At 73.4% G+C, this 16,172-nt stretch carries 13 protein-coding genes and 1 riboswitch; of the genes, 9 read left to right on the top strand and 4 right to left on the bottom strand.

What is annotated here, in order from left to right:
* The first annotated feature begins 94 nt into the window (after window positions 1-94).
* From GA0070616_RS10150 to paaN, 5 genes are all read left to right on the top strand, one after another.
* Window positions 95-538 (top strand): DoxX family protein, encoded by a 444-nt coding sequence (locus GA0070616_RS10150; RefSeq protein WP_091079937.1) that lies wholly within the window; start codon window positions 95-97, stop codon window positions 536-538.
* A 221-nt stretch (window positions 539-759) separates the two neighbouring features.
* A riboswitch (SAM riboswitch) is annotated at window positions 760-896 on the top strand.
* 11 nt (window positions 897-907) lie between these two features.
* Window positions 908-2,194 (top strand): threonine synthase, encoded by a 1,287-nt coding sequence (gene thrC / locus GA0070616_RS10145; RefSeq protein ID WP_091079934.1) that lies wholly within the window; start codon window positions 908-910, stop codon window positions 2,192-2,194.
* A gap of 271 nt (window positions 2,195-2,465) precedes the next feature.
* The gene (locus GA0070616_RS10140) at window positions 2,466-3,464 is read left to right on the top strand and encodes a GNAT family N-acetyltransferase (RefSeq protein ID WP_091079931.1); all 999 of its coding nucleotides are present in this window, start codon (window positions 2,466-2,468) and stop codon (window positions 3,462-3,464) included.
* Between the two features lie 73 nt (window positions 3,465-3,537).
* Window positions 3,538-4,554: a GNAT family N-acetyltransferase gene (locus GA0070616_RS10135; protein ID WP_091079926.1), complete on the top strand. Its 1,017-nt coding sequence runs from the start codon at window positions 3,538-3,540 to the stop codon at window positions 4,552-4,554.
* A gap of 52 nt (window positions 4,555-4,606) precedes the next feature.
* On the top strand, window positions 4,607-6,280 hold the full coding sequence (paaN, locus tag GA0070616_RS10130; RefSeq protein ID WP_175440025.1) for a phenylacetic acid degradation protein PaaN: 1,674 nt from the start codon (window positions 4,607-4,609) through the stop codon (window positions 6,278-6,280).
* Between the two features lie 151 nt (window positions 6,281-6,431).
* Here the strand turns inward: paaN and GA0070616_RS10125 are convergent, their stop codons facing one another.
* Window positions 6,432-6,962: a GNAT family N-acetyltransferase gene (locus GA0070616_RS10125; protein WP_091079919.1), complete on the bottom strand. Its 531-nt coding sequence runs from the start codon at window positions 6,960-6,962 to the stop codon at window positions 6,432-6,434.
* A 222-nt stretch (window positions 6,963-7,184) separates the two neighbouring features.
* On the opposite strand from GA0070616_RS10125, the gene GA0070616_RS10120 reads away from it, so the two are divergent.
* Both GA0070616_RS10120 and groL read left to right on the top strand, forming a co-directional pair.
* On the top strand, window positions 7,185-7,388 hold the full coding sequence (locus tag GA0070616_RS10120; protein ID WP_091079916.1) for a cold-shock protein: 204 nt from the start codon (window positions 7,185-7,187) through the stop codon (window positions 7,386-7,388).
* Between the two features lie 834 nt (window positions 7,389-8,222).
* Window positions 8,223-9,845, top strand: a complete 1,623-nt coding sequence (groL, locus tag GA0070616_RS10115) for a chaperonin GroEL (protein WP_091079913.1) — start codon at window positions 8,223-8,225, stop codon at window positions 9,843-9,845.
* A gap of 57 nt (window positions 9,846-9,902) precedes the next feature.
* On the opposite strand, the gene GA0070616_RS10110 is transcribed toward groL, so the two are convergent.
* From GA0070616_RS10110 to GA0070616_RS10100, 3 genes are all read right to left on the bottom strand, one after another.
* Window positions 9,903-10,145, bottom strand: coding sequence for a hypothetical protein (locus GA0070616_RS10110; RefSeq protein ID WP_091079909.1), 243 nt, complete (start codon window positions 10,143-10,145; stop codon window positions 9,903-9,905).
* A gap of 86 nt (window positions 10,146-10,231) precedes the next feature.
* Window positions 10,232-11,167, bottom strand: a complete 936-nt coding sequence (locus tag GA0070616_RS10105; RefSeq protein WP_091079906.1) for a GNAT family N-acetyltransferase — start codon at window positions 11,165-11,167, stop codon at window positions 10,232-10,234.
* A 64-nt stretch (window positions 11,168-11,231) separates the two neighbouring features.
* Window positions 11,232-13,610, bottom strand: a complete 2,379-nt coding sequence (locus GA0070616_RS10100) for a S8 family serine peptidase (RefSeq protein ID WP_091090404.1) — start codon at window positions 13,608-13,610, stop codon at window positions 11,232-11,234.
* Between the two features lie 101 nt (window positions 13,611-13,711).
* On the opposite strand from GA0070616_RS10100, the gene GA0070616_RS10095 reads away from it, so the two are divergent.
* On the top strand, window positions 13,712-15,535 hold the full coding sequence (locus tag GA0070616_RS10095) for a glycerol-3-phosphate dehydrogenase/oxidase (RefSeq protein ID WP_091079901.1): 1,824 nt from the start codon (window positions 13,712-13,714) through the stop codon (window positions 15,533-15,535).
* An 83-nt stretch (window positions 15,536-15,618) separates the two neighbouring features.
* Window positions 15,619-16,149: a hypothetical protein gene (locus GA0070616_RS10090; RefSeq protein ID WP_091079897.1), complete on the top strand. Its 531-nt coding sequence runs from the start codon at window positions 15,619-15,621 to the stop codon at window positions 16,147-16,149.
* Window positions 16,150-16,172 lie beyond the last annotated feature (23 nt).

Below are 16,172 nucleotides of genomic sequence, written 5' to 3'. Positions count from 1 at the left end.
TGGGAGCGTTCCCACACTGAAGGAATGTATCGACTAGCATGTATCTGCTGGCGCATCCTGGTGCCCTCGTCCCCTTCGACAAGGAGGTACCGGAATGCTTGCTGACCGGATCGGTGGACCGGCGCTGTCCCTCTTCCGCGCGGTCATCGGCCTGTTGTTCCTCTGCCACGGCCTGGCGTCGCTGTTCGGCGTCCTGGGCGGCAACCGCGGCACCGGCGAGCCCGTACCGCTCGGCCAGTGGCCGGGTTGGTGGGCCGCCCTGATCCAGGCGGTCTGTGGCGCTCTGGTGCTCGCCGGCCTGCTGACCCGACCGGCCGCCCTGGTCGCGTCCGGCTCGATGGCGTACGCGTACTTCGTGGTCCACCAGCCGGACGCCCTGCTGCCGCTGCGCAACGGCGGCGAGCTGGCGGCGCTGTTCTGCTGGTCGTTCCTGCTGGTCGCGGCGCTCGGGCCCGGCCCCTGGGCGATCGACACCCTGCTGCGCGGCCAGCGTACCGCCGCGGCGAGCACACCCGATGGCGTCTCCGTCCCGGCCTGATTCGCCGCTCCCGATCAAGCACACGGGGTGCGGCGTCTCGCGGTGTCAACGAGCCGGGATGCCGCGAGGTGCCGCACCCTGCGTGAGTCGCGCCCACCCACACCGGGCCGGCCGGAACCGCACCCGCCCGGTGCCGCGGCCCGGTGCGGACTGGCTCACACCCTGAGACGAGGCGCTGACGGGCGCGCGGCGACGGCCTAGACTCGGCGGCACAACTGAACACCTCATCCAGAGGGGCTGAGGGATACGGCCCGATGACGCCCCGGCAACCACCCCGCGCGCTCACCGCTGAGCGACCCGGCGGGGCAGGTGCCAATTCCGTCCCCGCCGCAGGGTGCGATGCGGGGAAAGATGAGAGGAATCATCGCCATGACGTCGGCGCTCGCCCCCTCCGGCATCGACACCACCGTCAGCCCCGCCCGGGCCCTGGTCTGCCGTGCCTGTTCCGCGCGCTACCCGCTCGCCGCGCAGCACGCCTGCTACGAGTGTTTCGGCCCGCTGGAGGTCGACTACGACACCGCCGCGCTGGCCACCGTGACCCGCGAGCAGATCGAGGCGGGCCCGCAGAACCTCTGGCGGTACGCCGCCCTGCTGCCCGCCGGTCAGGACCCGTCCGGCCGGGTCACCCTCGACCCCGGTCTCACCCCCCTCGTCGCCGCCCCCCACCTGGCCACCGAGCTGGGCATCACCGGCCCGCTCTGGGTGAAGGACGACAGCGCCAACCCGACCCACTCGTTCAAGGACCGGGTGGTCTCGGTGGCGCTGACCGCGGCGCAGGCGCTGGGCTTCACCCGCTTCGCCTGCGCATCCACCGGCAACCTCGCCAACTCGGTCGCCGCGCACGCGGCCCGCGCGGGGGTGCCGTCGGTGGTCTTCATCCCCGGGGACCTGGAGCAGGGCAAGGTCGTCACCACCGCCGTCTACGGCGGTGAGCTGGTCGCCATCGACGGCTCGTACGACGACGTGAACCGGCTCTGCGGCGAGCTGGTGGAGACCGACGAGTTCGAGGACACGGCCTTCGTCAACGTCAACGTGCGCCCGTACTACGCCGAGGGGTCCAAGACCCTCGGGTACGAGGTCGCCGAGCAGCTGGGTTGGCGGATCCCCGCCCAGGTGGTCATCCCGATGGCCTCCGGAGAGCTGCTTACCAAGATCGACAAAGCGTTCGCCGAACTGGTCGAGATCGGGCTGGTCGAGGCACCGGCCGACGGCTGGAAGGTCTTCGGCGCGCAGTCGCTCGGCTGCAACCCGATCGCCACCGCACTGCACGGCGGCACCGACACCATCACCCCGGTCAAGCCCACCGGCATCGCCAAGTCGCTGAACATCGGCGACCCGGCCGCCGGCCTCTACGCGCTGGAGGCGGTACGCCGCACGGGCGGTTGGATGGACCACGCCGACGACGACGAGATCCGCGCCGCGATCCGGCTGCTCGCCCGTACCGCCGGGGTGTTCGCCGAGACCGCCGGCGGGGTGACCGTGGCCGTGCTGCGCAAGCTCGTCGAGTCGGGCCGGCTCGACCCGACGGCCGAGACCGTGGTGTTCAACACCGGCGAGGGGCTCAAGACGCTCGACGCGGTGGCGGGGCAGGTCGGCCCGACCCACCGGATCAAGCCCTCGCTGCGGGCCGCCCGCGACGCCGGCCTCCTCGGCTGACCCCCACCGCCCGGCCGTCCGCGGCTGCCCCCACCGCCCCGCTTGGTGACCGGGATTTCGCAGAGAGTGCGGAAAACCCCCCACCCGGGACTTGACGTCCGCAAGTGGACGGCGCAAGATGCTCCGTGCGGGAGGGCGTTTCGCCGTACGACTTTCAGTCGTAACGACCCAGCGCCGGAGGCGTTGTGCGATCGTCCCTCCCGACCAACGTCCGAACGGGCCAGCGGCAAAATCGCTGGCCCGTTCGTCGTTCCTGGCGCACCCTGCCTGCATGAGCATCACCGTCACGCCCTTCGGCGCCGCCGACGACCACGCGATCGGGGAGGCCTGTCGGATCGGCGCGGCGGCCGTTGCCGCCGACCTGCCCGACTTCCCGCCGTTCTGCCCCCGGCGGTTCTCCGCGTCCGTCCGGCACCCGATGCCCGGCAACGCCCCCGTGCACCTGCTCGCGCGCCTCGACGGGGAGGCCGCCGGATACGTCACCATCGATCTGCCCCAGCTCGACAACACCGAGAACGCGTCCATCGAGCTGTCGGTGCATCCACGGCACCGGCGCCGGGGGGTCGGCCGGGCGCTGGTCGACCGCACCATCGGGGTGCTGCGCGCCGAGGGACGCAAGCGGGTGAGCACGATGACCGCGGACACCGTGCCGGCCGGGACCGCCTTCGCGGCCGCGCTGGGCGCCGACTCCGTCCTGGCCGACGTCCGCCGCCGGCTCGACACCACCCGGCTCGACCAGTCCGTGCTGGCGGACCTGCTGGCGGGGGCCAGGGCCAGGTCCGCCGGCTACGAGACCGTGCGCTGGCAGGGGGACACCCCCGACGACCAGGTGGCCGACGTCGCCTACCTCGACGGGCGGCTGATCGCGGACGCGCCCATGGGCGACCTGGCCTGGGAGCCCGAACAGATCGACGCGGCCCGGGTACGGGGCATCGAGGCGGCGCTGACGGCCCGGGGCCGGCGGCGCTACCACGTCGGGGCACGGCACCAGGCATCCGGCCGGCTGGTCGCCTGGACCCTGCTCGACGTGGGCGACTCCGCCGACTGGCACGCCTTCCAGCAGATCACGATCGTCGACCCGGACCACCGGGGGCACCACCTCGGCCTGCTCACGAAGATCGAGAACCTGCGGCACCTGATGGCGCACGAGCCCGCCGTCCGCGTGATCGACACGTTCAACGCCGCGGCGAACGACCACATGATCGCGATCAACGAACAGCTCGGCTTCCAGGTCGCCGACACCTGGACCAACTGGCAGCTGACCCTCTGAGGGCGGAGCACAGGTGTCGCTCGGAAGGAAATTCGATGGCCCGGGGCGGGCGGCTCCGGGCATCCTCGCGGCCATGACCGTCGTCACTCCGTACGAGCCCACCGACGAGGCCGCCGTCGACGAGGCACACCGGATCGTCGCGGCGGCGCAGGCCGTCGACCTGCCCGACATCCCCGCACCCGACCGGGCGGAGTTCGGGCTCGACGTGGCCCACCCGCCGCACGGCAACCAGGTCGTCCGGGCTCTGGCCCGGCAGGACGGGGTCGCCGTGGGGCACGTGTGGATCCGGATGCCGCAGCTCGACAACACCGAGAACGCGAGCGGGGAACTGGTCGTCGACCCCGCCCACCGGCGGCGGGGCGTGGGCCGGGCGCTGCTGGCGTACGCCCGGCGGGTCGCCCTCGACCACGGTCGCCGGCGGCTGATCTCCTCAACCGTCGGCGCGCTGCCCGGCGGCCCGGCCCGGTCCACGGCGGGCGCGGCGTTCGCGGCGGCGGTCGGGGCGCAGGCGGCGCTGGCCGAGGTCCGCCGCCGGCAGGACGTCACCGCGCTCGACCGGGCCGCGCTGGCGGCGCTGGAGGCGGAGGCCCGCGCCCGGTCTTCGGGATATCGCACGGTGACCTTCCACGGCGCGGTCCCGGAGGAGTACGTGGCCGACGTGGCCCGGCTGGAGTCCCGGCTGATCGGTGACGCGCCGATGGGCGACCTGATCGTGGAGGCCGAGAAGGTCGACGGCGAGCGGCTGCGCCAGATCGAACGGATCCGGGCGGCGCGCCGGCGACGGCAGTACCACGCCGGTGCGGTGCACGAGCCCAGCGGCCGGCTGGTCGCCTGGACGATGATCGACCTCGGACCGTCGGAGACCTGGCACGCCTGGCAGGAGATCACCATCGTCGACCCGGACCACCGGGGGCATCGACTCGGCCTGCTGGTCAAGGTCGAGAACCTGCGGTACGTCCTGGCGCACGAACCCGCCCTGCGGGCGATCGACACCTGGAACGCCGCCGCCAACGATCACATGGTCAGCATCAACGCCCAGCTCGGTTACCAACCGGTCGACGCCTGGACGGACTGGCAACTGACCATCTGAGTTGTGACAGGCCCCTACTGATCGCGGGCCTTCCTGTTGCATGATTGCGGGCATGACGGAGACCCCGCACCCCCTGTACGACAGGCACGCCGAAACCCTCGACCGCGCGCTGACCGCCATCACGGAGCGGGGCTACTGGTCCGCCTACCCCGAGTCGCCCAGCCCTCGGGTGTACGGCGAGACCGCCGCCGCCGACGGCCGGGCCGCCTTCGAGGCGTACCTGGGCGGCGACTTCCCCCTCGACCAGCCGGGCGACGGGACCACGGTCGCCACCGAGACCAGCCCGTTCGGCGTCGAGCTGGGCGTGCGCTACCCGCACGCCGCCGCCGACCAGCTCGTGGCCGCCGCGACCGCCGCGCTGCCCGCCTGGCGTGACGCCGGCCCGCAGGTCCGCGTCGGCGTCTGCCTGGAGATCCTCGACCGCCTGCACCGGAACGTGTTCGAGCTGGCCAACGCGGTGCAGTTCACCAGCGGGCAGGCGTTCGTGATGGCCTTCCAGGCCGGTGGCGCGCACGCGCTGGACCGCGCGCTGGAGGCGCTGGCCTACGCGTACGCCGAGATGACCCGGCACCCGGGCACCGCCGGCTGGGAGAAGGCCGCCGGCAAGGGCGACCCGCTGCGGATGACCAAGACGTTCCACGTGGTGCCCCGGGGCGTGGCCCTGGTGATCGGCTGCAACACCTTCCCGACCTGGAACTCGTACCCCGGGCTGTTCGCCTCGCTGGTCACCGGCAACCCGGTCGTGGTCAAGCCGCACCCGCGCGCCGTGCTCCCGCTGGCCGTCACGGTGCGCTACGCCCGTCAGGTGCTCGCCGAGGCCGGCTTCGATCCGAACCTGGTGCAGTTGGCCCCCGAGGCCCAGGGCGAGGGGATCGCCTCCACCCTGGCCCTGCACCCGGCCGTGAAGATCGTCGACTTCACCGGCTCCACCGAGTACGGCGACTGGCTGGAGGCCAACGCCCGGCAGGCCGCCGTCTACACCGAGAAGGCCGGCCTGAACACGGTGGTGGTCGACTCCACCGACGACTTCGCCGGCATGTGCCGCAACCTGGGCTTCACGTTGACCCTGTACAGCGGCCAGATGTGCACCACCTCGCAGAACATCCTCATCCCCCGCGACGGCATCGACACCGACCAGGGGCGCAAGAGCTTCGACGAGGTGGCCGCCGGCATCGCCGCCGCCGTCGGCAAGCTCACCGCGGACCCGGCCAGGGGCGTCGAACTGACCGGCGCGATCGTCAACGACGGGGTGTTGGAACGCCTCGACGAGGTGACCAAGGTCGGCGAGCCGGTGCTGGAGTCGCGTACCGTCGAGCACCCGTCCTTCCCGGGCGCGGTGGTGCGTACCCCGACGATCGTGAAGCTGGACGCGGGCGACACCGCGACCTACTCGCGGGAGTGGTTCGGGCCCATCTCCTTCGCCATCGCCACCGACTCCACGACCCACAGCCTGGAGGTGTTGCGCTCGACGGTGGGGGAGAAGGGCGCGCTGACCGCAGCGGTCTACTCCACCGACGACGCGGTGCTCGACGCCGCCGAGGCCGCGGCGGTCGAGGTGGGGGTGCACCTGTCGTGCAACCTGACCGGCGGTGTCTTCGTGAACCAGTCGGCGGCCTTCTCCGACTTCCACGGCAGCGGCGCCAACCCGGCCGCCAACTCTGCGCTGACCGACGGGGCGTACGTGGCGAATAGGTTCCGGATCGTGCAGAGCCGCCGGCACGTCTGACGGCGAAGCCGGGGCCTCCGGGCCCGGTGCTTCCGCCCCTTCGGGGGCGGGGGTTCCGCCTGGCCCGGCCGCTTCGGGGGCGGGGGTTCCGTCTGGCCCGGATGCTTCGCGGGGCGGCGCTTCCGTCTGACCCCGCCCTGCCGGGGCGGGGTCAGGCGCGGCGGCGCATCTGGAGTTCGCGGAGGACGGGGACCGTGGGGTGCGGGACCCGCACGCCCGTGTCGACGAAGCCCAGCCGGCGGTAGGCGCGGTACGCCCGGTCGTTACCCACCACGACCTCCAGCATCAGCTCGCGCCGGCCGCACCCACGCGACCAGTCGGCCACCGCGTCGACCAGGTCGGCGAGCACTCCGCTGCCGCGCCAGGCGGGCGTGACGTAGACGGCGTAGACGACCGTCAGGCCGGGCTCGGTGGGGTGCGCCGTCCCGCCCGCGTGGCCGACCAGCGCACCGCCCGGATCGGCCACGAACTGGGCGGTGCGGCAGCCGTGGGACACCTGGGCGATCCGGGCCGCGTACTCGGCGTGCGGGCGGGCCGCGGCGTCGGCGATCGTCTCCAGGAACGCCAGCGGGGCATCGGCGAGCATCTCGATCCGCAGCGCCCTGGTCCGGGCCGCGTCCGCCGTCCGCACCCGCCGAACCTCCACCCGCCGCAGGTCACGGCCGTGCCGCACGCTGGTCATGCCGGCATGCCTACCACAGCCGGGTACGCGGGCTTCGGGCCACTCGCATCCGGCTGGAATATGCCCGATTTGTGGTCGTGCGCCGTCGTCACGCCTCGTGTAGCGTGCGATTTCGGTCACCGTTTCTGCGGCCCTCCCCGGTCGCCCCGGCGGTGCTGCCGAGGGCGTCGGCGTGCCGGCGTCCCGGGTTGTGGAACGCCGCGCACAGTGAGGACGAACACCGTGGCACAGGGCACCGTGAAGTGGTTCAACGCCGAGAAGGGCTACGGCTTCATCGCCGTCGACGGCGGGCAGGACGTCTTCGTTCACTTCTCCGCCATCGAGATGGACGGCTACAAGGCTTTGGACGACGGCCAGCGGGTCGAGTTCGAGGTCGGCCAGGGCCAGAAGGGCCCGCAGGCCGAGCGGGTACGCGTCATCGCCTGATTCCGCTTCTGGAGCCGCCACCCGCCCGGCGGGCATCCGTCCGGTGGCAGTGCGGCCCCCTCGTCCGGTGGCTCTGGCCCCGGCTGTCCGACGTGGAGCGTGGAGTCGATCGGCCCCTCCCCGTGGCGTCGACCTCCGCCACGGTCGAGGTGAAGCTGTGCCGGCCGCCCGTTGATCCGTGCTCCCGTTCGCCCACACGGGGCGTGGTCGCGGTGGACGTGACCGTGCCGACGCGCTGTCCTGGTCCGCCGCGCCCCGGTGTGCTGACCGATCTGCGCTCGCGCCGGCCCCCTGCCGTCGGCCCTCTGCCGCCGTCGGCCCCGCTGCTCCGGGCGGCCCCCGTCGGGCTGCCGCGCCCCCGTCGGGGCTGCCGCGCACCGTCGGTTCCCCCTCGTGCCGCCGCGTCACCGCTCACCCACCTTCCCTGGCTGGTTCAGCCGGTCCAGTGCTTCGGGGCCGTCCGCCCTGCTCGGCGGCGCTTCCGGTAGGGCGGCGGGGCAGGTGGCGGCACCGTCGCGGAGGGCGGTGAACGGCGGGTGACACGGAACGGAACTCGGCTGACCGGGCCGATCGTGCTTGCACTCGACAGGGCAGAGTGCTAAACAAGTCATTGGCACTCGCATACCGTGAGTGCCAATGGTCGGGACGGTGGGGCCACGGTCGCGGCGGCGTTCGAGACGTCGTCGGGGCACATGGCCGGTCGTCGCGGGCTATCCGGCCCGGCCGAAGGACGTCGTCGTCGCCAGGTGGCGACGTCCCAAGGTGCGTACACCAGGCGGCCCATCCGGGGCACACACTCGGGTGGCCCGTGAGTGTCCAGGAGGACAACGCCGTATGGCCAAGATGATCGCGTTCGACGAAGAGGCGCGCCGCGGCCTCGAGCGGGGCATGAACCAGCTCGCCGACGCCGTGAAGGTGACCCTCGGCCCCAAGGGCCGCAACGTCGTGCTCGAGAAGAAGTGGGGTGCCCCCACCATCACCAACGATGGTGTGAGCATCGCCAAGGAGATCGAGCTCGAGGACCCGTACGAGAAGATCGGCGCCGAGCTGGTCAAGGAGGTCGCGAAGAAGACCGACGACGTCGCCGGTGACGGCACGACGACGGCGACCGTCCTGGCCCAGGCCCTGGTTCGCGAGGGCCTGCGCAACGTGGCCGCCGGTGCCAACCCGATGGCCCTGAAGCGGGGCATCGAGGCCGCCGTGACCAGCGTCTCGGAGGAGCTGCTCAAGCTCGCGAAGGACGTGGAGACCAAGGAGCAGATCGCCTCCACCGCCTCCATCTCCGCCGGTGACAACACCGTCGGCGAGATCATCGCCGAGGCGATGGACAAGGTCGGCAAGGAAGGCGTCATCACCGTCGAGGAGAGCAACACCTTCGGGCTGGAGCTGGAGCTCACCGAGGGCATGCGCTTCGACAAGGGCTACATCTCGGCCTACTTCATGACCGACCCGGAGCGTATGGAGGCCGTCTTCGACGACCCGTACCTCCTGATCGTCAACAGCAAGATCTCCTCGGTGAAGGACCTGCTCCCGATCCTGGAGAAGGTCATGCAGTCGGGCAAGCCGCTGCTGATCATCGCCGAGGACATCGAGGGCGAGGCCCTGGCGACCCTGGTCGTCAACAAGGTCCGGGGCACCTTCAAGTCGGTCGCCGTCAAGGCGCCGGGCTTCGGTGACCGCCGCAAGGCCATGCTCGCCGACATCGCCATCCTCACCGGTGGCCAGGTCATCAGCGAGGAGGTCGGCCTCAAGCTGGACGCCGTCGGCCTCGACATGCTGGGCCGCGCCCGCAAGGTCGTGGTGACCAAGGACGAGACCACCATCGTCGACGGTGCCGGCGACGCCGAGCAGATCCAGGGCCGGGTCAACCAGATCCGGGCCGAGATCGAGAAGAGCGACTCCGACTACGACCGCGAGAAGCTGCAGGAGCGGCTGGCCAAGCTGGCCGGCGGCGTCGCGGTGATCAAGGTCGGTGCGGCCACCGAGGTCGAGCTGAAGGAGCGCAAGCACCGCATCGAGGACGCGGTGCGCAACGCGAAGGCCGCCGTCGAGGAGGGCATCGTCCCGGGTGGTGGCGTCGCGCTGGTGCAGGCCGGCAAGACCGCCTTCGACAAGCTGGACCTGACCGGCGACGAGGCCACCGGCGCGCAGATCGTCAAGATCGCGCTGGACGCCCCGCTGCGGCAGATCGCCGTCAACGCCGGTCTCGAGGGTGGCGTCGTGGTCGAGCGCGTCCGCAACCTGGACGCCGGTCACGGCCTGAACGCCGCCACCGGTGAGTACGTCGACCTGCTGGCCGCGGGCATCATCGACCCGGCCAAGGTGACCCGCTCGGCGCTGCAGAACGCGTCGTCGATCGCCGCGCTGTTCCTCACCACCGAGGCCGTCGTCGCGGACAAGCCGGAGAAGACCCCGGCCGCCCCGGCTGGCCCGGGTGGCGGGGAGATGGACTTCTGAGTCCAGTTCCACCACGCCGACAGGGGCGGGCCGCGGTTGCGGTCCGCCCCTGTCGTGTCACGTCGGCAGTGGTCGCTGGTTGCGCCGCTTCTGCGCCCGGTCGTACGGCGGGATGACCTGGCCGGCCTCGTCGACCAGTGCGACCGGCTCCTCGGGCGGTTCGTCGGCGCCGGTCATCTCGGCCAGTTGCTCGGCGTCGCCGAAGTCGAGGCGGTCGATCGGCAGTTGGCCGGGGAGTCCGGGGGCCGGGATCCAGGGAATGCCTGGCGGGTCCTCGGTCTGGTCGTCGTCCGTGGTCATCGGGTGCCCTCCTCTACCGAAACGGTAGGGGGCGACGTCGCCCACGGCGGACGAATGGCGCTATCGGGGTCTATATCCCTTTCGCCCTATTGGGGGTCGAGGGTTCGACGGTAGAGGAAGAACACCCGCTCGATGCGCGCCCCCGCGCTGCCCGAGTAGAACGGCACCGGCCCCACCCAACCGATCTGCGCGGCCTCCACGCCCGCCGCCCGCTGGTCGCGCAGGCAGCGGCGCAGCAGCACCCCACCGATCCCCGCCCCCTCGGCCGCCGGGGACGTGCCCATCGGCCCGAACCAGCTCGGTCGCGACGACCCCCACGCGGCGAAGCCGAGCACCTCGCCGTCTCGCAGGGCCAGGTGGCACCCCGCCCCGTCGCGGCCCACCGAACCGGCCAGCTCGCCGTCCCACGCCCCACCGAAGGTCGACCGGGCGAACGCCGTCAGCGCCGGCAGGTCCGCCGGCACCGCCCGGCGCACGGTCACGCCCCGACCGGTCAGCCGCTCCTCCGCAGCCTCCGTCGACCGCAGGGCCGGCGAGTCCGGGTACGACAGGTCAGCGGTCATGTTCCAGGCCGTACCGTCCTGCCGGTAGCCCGACGCCAGCGCCGCGCAGACCGCCGGGGTGTACCGCACGTCGATCCCGGGCCACCCGTAGTACGGCGGGTTGCCGGCCAGCAGCACCTCCGCCGCGCCCAGCCCGGCGAGCGCCCGCTCGGCGTGCCCGAGCAGGGCCCGTCCCGCGCCCTGCCGGCGGTGCCCGCGGTCGACGGCCACCAGATCCACGTGCCCGACCGCGCTGCCCCTGGCCGGCAGCGAACAGATCAGCACCCCGATCAGGTCGTCGCCCCGGTACGCGCCGAAAGCCAGTACGGGACGGTCGGCACCGGCCCGGCGCCACAGCGTCTCCACCAGCACGGCGGCCTCTGCCGCGTCCTCCGGCAGGTCCAGGGACCGCCGGCACAGCTCGACCACGTCGGCGAAACGGTCGGCGCTCACCTCGACGACGCTGATCTCGTCACCCATGCCTGCCGACCCTAGGCCAACCCACCCCAGGAGAACGAGGCGCGGGGCGTCCGGGGCGATCGGGTCAGGGTCCGGCGGCGCGGACGGCGGCGTACGCGTCCACCAGACCGGCCCCGGTGATGTTGGCGGTGCCGCCGCAGGTCTGCGCGGACGCCTCCGCCACCCCCACCCGGGTCGCCGTGTCGCGCAGGATGGCCCGGGTCCGGGGCAGGTCGCCGACCAGCGTGGGATTGGCCGACCACATCAGCGCCACCACGCCCGCCACCTGCGGCGTCGCCATCGACGTGCCGTCCAGCGTGGCGTACCCGCCGCCGGGCATCGCCGAGAGCACCCCCGCGCCCGGGGCCATCAGGTCCGGTTTCGTCGCACCGCCCGCCGCCGGCCCGCGCGCCGAGAAGCTCGTCACCCGGCGTCGCTCGTCGATCGCACCCACCGTCAGCACGTCCGGGTACGGGGCGGGCGGGTCGTCCACCGAGCCGCAGTACGGGCCGGTGTTGCCCGCCGCCGCGACCACCAGGATGCCCGCGGCGGCCAGAGCGGCGGTGGCCGGCCGCAGCGCCGCCGGATCGCAGCCCTCGACCGGCGGGCAACCCCAGGAGTTGGTCAGGATGTCCGGGGCCCGGTCCGGCCGACCCGCCGTGAACGGATCCCCGCCGGTCGGGAAGGGCGCCAGCATGAACTGTAGGCAGTCCAGGTAGTACGCCGGGTTGCCGAGGTTGCGGTCCAGGTTCACGCAGCCGACCCAGTCGGCTCCCGGGGCGACTCCCACGCCGCCCCGGCCGACCGCGCTGCCGAGCGTGTGCGTGCCGTGTCCGCTCTGGTCCGTCGGCCTGACCGTGGCGTCCCACGGGTCGTACCAGGAGTCGCCGCCGCCCCGGAAGCCGTCGGCGAGCGCCGGGTGCCGGCCGTCGACGCCCGAGTCGGAACTGCCCACGGTCACGCCGGCCCCGGTGACGCCGAGCTCCGACCAGACCCGGTCCGCGCGGATCATGCGGAGGTTCCACGGGACGCCGGTAGGGGCGGGTTCGGTGCCCCGGGCGGTGCCGGCGGGCGCGGGCAGCGGTCGCAGCCGCTGGGAGACCAGCACCCGGTCGACCTCCGGCCGGCGGGACAACCAGGCCCGCAGCACCGGGCCGCCGTCCACCTCCACCGCGTTCACCAGGTAGTACGGCGTGTGCGCGCGGCGCAACCGGTCGAGGTCCCGGCGCAGGTCGGCCTGCGTGCGTTCGGCGGTGGCGACGAGCCGCCGGTACACCTCGGTGGCACGGGCGTCCCGGCCGGCCCGGCCGGTGCCCCCGGGCAGGCCGGTCAGGTCCGCCTGCTCGCGCAGCACCACCAGCAGCCGTTCCCCGTGCAGCCCGGCCTGCCCGGGGCCCACCGCCACCGCACCGACCCCGACCAGCAGGACGACAGCGGTCAGCGCGGCCACCCGTCGGCTGGGGCGGGGCGCGGCGGGCCGCGCCAGCAGCACCCCGTACGCCAGGGCGAGCAGGACCGCGACGGCGAGCCCGGCGACGGCGGCGGCCAGCACCCAGAACGGCACGTCACGCGTGCCGGCCAGCAGCAGGGTGACCTCTTCCGGGTCGGTGAACGCCAGTGGCCCGGCGACGGCGAGCCCCACCAGCCAGCGGGTCGGTGCCCGACCGGACCGACCGGTCCGGTGGGCGGCGGCGTGCAGCGCGGCCAGGGTGAAGGCGGCCGGAGGCAGGGACAACAGCAGGGGCAGTTGCGCGCCGGACTGCCCGACGCCCGCACCGAGCAGCAGCAGGGTCACCCCGGCCACCAGCCCGCCGACCAACACCAGCCGGGCCGGTCGGGGCGGCTCACCGACCTCGAAGCAGCCCCAGAACCGCGCGTCGAGCAGCGCCCCGGCCAGGGCCCCGACGGCCGCCGCGGCCAGGGCGGCGAGAACGGTCTCCAGCAGCCCGCCCGGTGCCCCCAGCCACGCCCAGGGCAGCAGCAGCGCCAACCCGGCTGCGACCGCCAGCAGCGTCACCGCGGGCGATGTCCCGACCCGCGGGCGGCCGGCGCGGCCGAGGAGGCGGCCGACGAGCACCGTGAGCAGCGCCGCCGTCGCGCCCAGGGCGATCAGGTACGCCTCGTGGTGGACCGGCGGCACCAGGCGCAGCAGACCCAGCGCGCCCGCCGCCAGTAACCCGGCCAGCCAGACCCGACCCGTGGCGCGCACCGACGCCGCCCGGGGCAGCAGGGCGAGCAGCAGCGCCGGGACGCCGACGGCCAGCACCGTGACGAGCACCACCGTCGGCCACAGCCAGAGCGCCCGGTCGAGGCCGCTGGCGAGCAGCAACTGGTCGACCCCCCAGCCGAGGATCTGGAGCACCGCCGTGACCACCACCGCCACGCATCCGACCAGCGCGGCGGCGACCACGACCCACGGGTTGGTCCGCTCGCCGACCGGACCCCCGGGAGATTGCGCCCGCATCCGCACACAGTACGACGAGGTGTCCCGACCCACCGCCCATCGGAGGATCTTGGCTGGTCGACCCGGTGTCACCGGCTCGCCGCGAGCGTTACCGTGGGCAGGTGCGCGAACCTCACCTCTCCCGATTCGTCGCCGGTCAGCTCTCCCCCGAGCGCCGCGCCGCCGACCTGCGCAGGCTGCGTGCCGAGCGGTTCGACGTGCTGGTCATCGGGGGTGGGGTGACCGGTGCGGGCGCCGCCCTCGACGCGGCCTCACGCGGCCTGAAGGTGGCCCTGGTGGAGGCGCGCGACTTCGCTGCCGGCACCTCCAGCCGGTCCAGCAAGCTGATCCACGGCGGCCTGCGCTACCTGGAGCAGTTGGAGTTCCACCTCGTGCACGAGGCGCTCACCGAGCGCGGTCTGCTCGCCACCCGCCTGGCGCCGCACCTGGTCCGACCGGTGCCGATCCTGGTGCCGTTGCCCGCCGGCCGTGGCCTGCGCAACCTGCCGGCCCGGATGTTCCGCCGCTCCTACTACGGTGCCGGGGTGGCGGCGTACGACGCCTTCGCCGGCCTGTTCGGCGGCGGCCGGGGAATGCCGCTGCACCGGCACCTCAGCCGCGAGGGCGCCCGCCGGATCTTCCCGAGCCTGCGCGCGGACGCCGTCGCCGGCGCGATCCGCTACTACGACGGGCAGGTCGACGACGCCCGGCTGGTGGTCACCCTGGCCCGCACCGCGGCGAGCCTCGGTGCGACCGTGGTCAGCAGCGCCCGTGCCGTCGGCCTGGTGCGGCAGGCCCGGGAGGTCACCGGGGTCCGGATCCGTGACCTGGAGGCGCCCGCCGGCTCCCCGGACGCCGAGTTCGAGGTACGCGCCCGCACGGTCATCGGTGCGACCGGGGTGTGGAGCGACGACATGTCGCGGATGCTCAACGACGTCGGGCTGCGCCCCGGGATCCGGGTGCGGGCGTCGAAGGGGGTGCACCTGGTGGTGCCCCGCTCGGCGATCACCGGCGAGACCGGGCTGATCCTGCGCACCCCGTCGAGCGTCCTGTTCGTCATCCCGTGGGGCGGGCACTGGATCATCGGCACCACCGACACCGACTGGCGGCTGGACCGCGCTCACCCGGCCGCGTCCGCCCGCGACATCGAATACCTGCTCGAACAGGTCAACACCGTGCTGGAACGGCCACTCACCACGGCCGACATCGAAGGCGTGTACGCCGGGCTGCGCCCGCTGCTGGCCGGCGAGGCGGACTCCACCTCCAAGCTGTCCCGTGAGCACGCCGTCTTCGAGCCGATGCTCGGCCTGCTGCTGGTGGCGGGCGGCAAGTACACGACGTACCGGGTGATGGCCTCCGACGTGGTCGACCGGGCCGTCCGTCGGCTCGGCGGCGGCCCGCCGTCGCGTACCGCCGACCTGCCGTTGCTCGGCGCGGACGGCTACCCGGCCATGTGGCGGGATCGCGCGGACCTGGCCCGCCGCCACGGTCTGCCGGTCGGTGTGGTCGAACACCTGCTGGAGCGGTACGGCACCCTCACCCGGGACCTGCTGGCGCTGGTTGACGCCGATCCGCTGCTCGCCTCGCCCCTGGCGGGTGCCCCGGAGTACCTGGCCGCCGAGGTGACGTACGCGACACAGGCCGAGGGTGCGCTGCACCTGGAGGACGTGCTGACCCGCCGCACCCGGATCTCCTTCGAGACGACCCACCGGGGCCTGGAGTCGGCCGAGCACACGGCCGAGCTGATGGGCGCGGTGCTCGGCTGGGACGCCGCGACACGGGCGCGGGAGGTCGAGCACTACCGGGCGCGGGTGGAGGCCGAGCGGCAGTCGCAGCTCATGCCGGACGACGCCACCGCCGACGCGGCCCGGCTCGGCGCGCCCGACGTGCGGGGTTTCGCCGCCGACCGGGGAACCGACGACGCCGAACTTCCCTCGTCCCGCTGACCTGCCCGGTGGTGAACGTCCGCCATCGATGCCCGTCCGGTCGGTGGTTCCGACGGTAACCTACGGTGGGTAAAGTTCCGCGCGTGGTTGCCGCCCCATGGTCACGAATCGCCCCACTGTCCGTCACCGCGCTGCTGGTCGTCTTCCTGACCGGATGCGCCCCGTCCGGTGCGGACGATCCGGTGGCCGCCCCGGCGGCCGGCGACTCCGGCGCGGAACTGCCCGGCCCCCCGCAGGCGGCGACCACCGGCAAGGGTCGGGTCAGTCTGCTCCAGAAGGAGGGCACCGAGGGGCCGCTGCGAACGCTGAACGTGGAACCCGACGGCCGCTGGGAGTGCATCGACTGTGCGGGCGACGGGGTGACCTCCACCGGGCGGCTCGACGGTGAGCAGGTGCAGCGGCTCCAGCGGTTGCTCGCCGACCCGGCACTGACCGGGGAGACCGACGAGGCGCGCGGCTACCGGGTGGCCTGCGTGGGCGCCCTCACCTCCAGCCTGCTCACCTCGGCCGGCCTGATCACCTCCCAGGACTGCCCGGGTGAGATCCGGCCCCCGGTGGCGTACGAGATCCTGCTGCTGCTCACCCAGGCCACCCCGGCCGTGCCCACCTCCTGAGCCCACGCCGCACACCGCGTCGG

This window comes from Micromonospora nigra, assembly GCF_900091585.1.
Lineage (GTDB): Bacteria > Actinomycetota > Actinomycetes > Mycobacteriales > Micromonosporaceae > Micromonospora > Micromonospora nigra.
This window is presented reverse-complemented; position numbering and strand designations above follow the sequence as displayed.

Bases quoted from the DNA above. Each gene is read 5' to 3' on its own strand.
- GA0070616_RS10150 (WP_091079937.1), top strand. From the start codon at position 95: ATGCTTGCTGACCGGATCGGTGGACCGGCGCTGTCCCTCTTCCGCGCG.
- thrC (WP_091079934.1), top strand. From the start codon at position 908: ATGACGTCGGCGCTCGCCCCCTCCGGCATCGACACCACCGTCAGCCCC.
- GA0070616_RS10140 (WP_091079931.1), top strand. From the start codon at position 2,466: ATGAGCATCACCGTCACGCCCTTCGGCGCCGCCGACGACCACGCGATC.
- GA0070616_RS10135 (WP_091079926.1), top strand. From the start codon at position 3,538: ATGACCGTCGTCACTCCGTACGAGCCCACCGACGAGGCCGCCGTCGAC.
- paaN (WP_175440025.1), top strand. From the start codon at position 4,607: ATGACGGAGACCCCGCACCCCCTGTACGACAGGCACGCCGAAACCCTC.
- GA0070616_RS10125 (WP_091079919.1), bottom strand. From the start codon at position 6,962: ATGACCAGCGTGCGGCACGGCCGTGACCTGCGGCGGGTGGAGGTTCGG.
- groL (WP_091079913.1), top strand. From the start codon at position 8,223: ATGGCCAAGATGATCGCGTTCGACGAAGAGGCGCGCCGCGGCCTCGAG.
- GA0070616_RS10110 (WP_091079909.1), bottom strand. From the start codon at position 10,145: ATGACCACGGACGACGACCAGACCGAGGACCCGCCAGGCATTCCCTGG.
- GA0070616_RS10105 (WP_091079906.1), bottom strand. From the start codon at position 11,167: ATGGGTGACGAGATCAGCGTCGTCGAGGTGAGCGCCGACCGTTTCGCC.
- GA0070616_RS10100 (WP_091090404.1), bottom strand. From the start codon at position 13,610: ATGCGGGCGCAATCTCCCGGGGGTCCGGTCGGCGAGCGGACCAACCCG.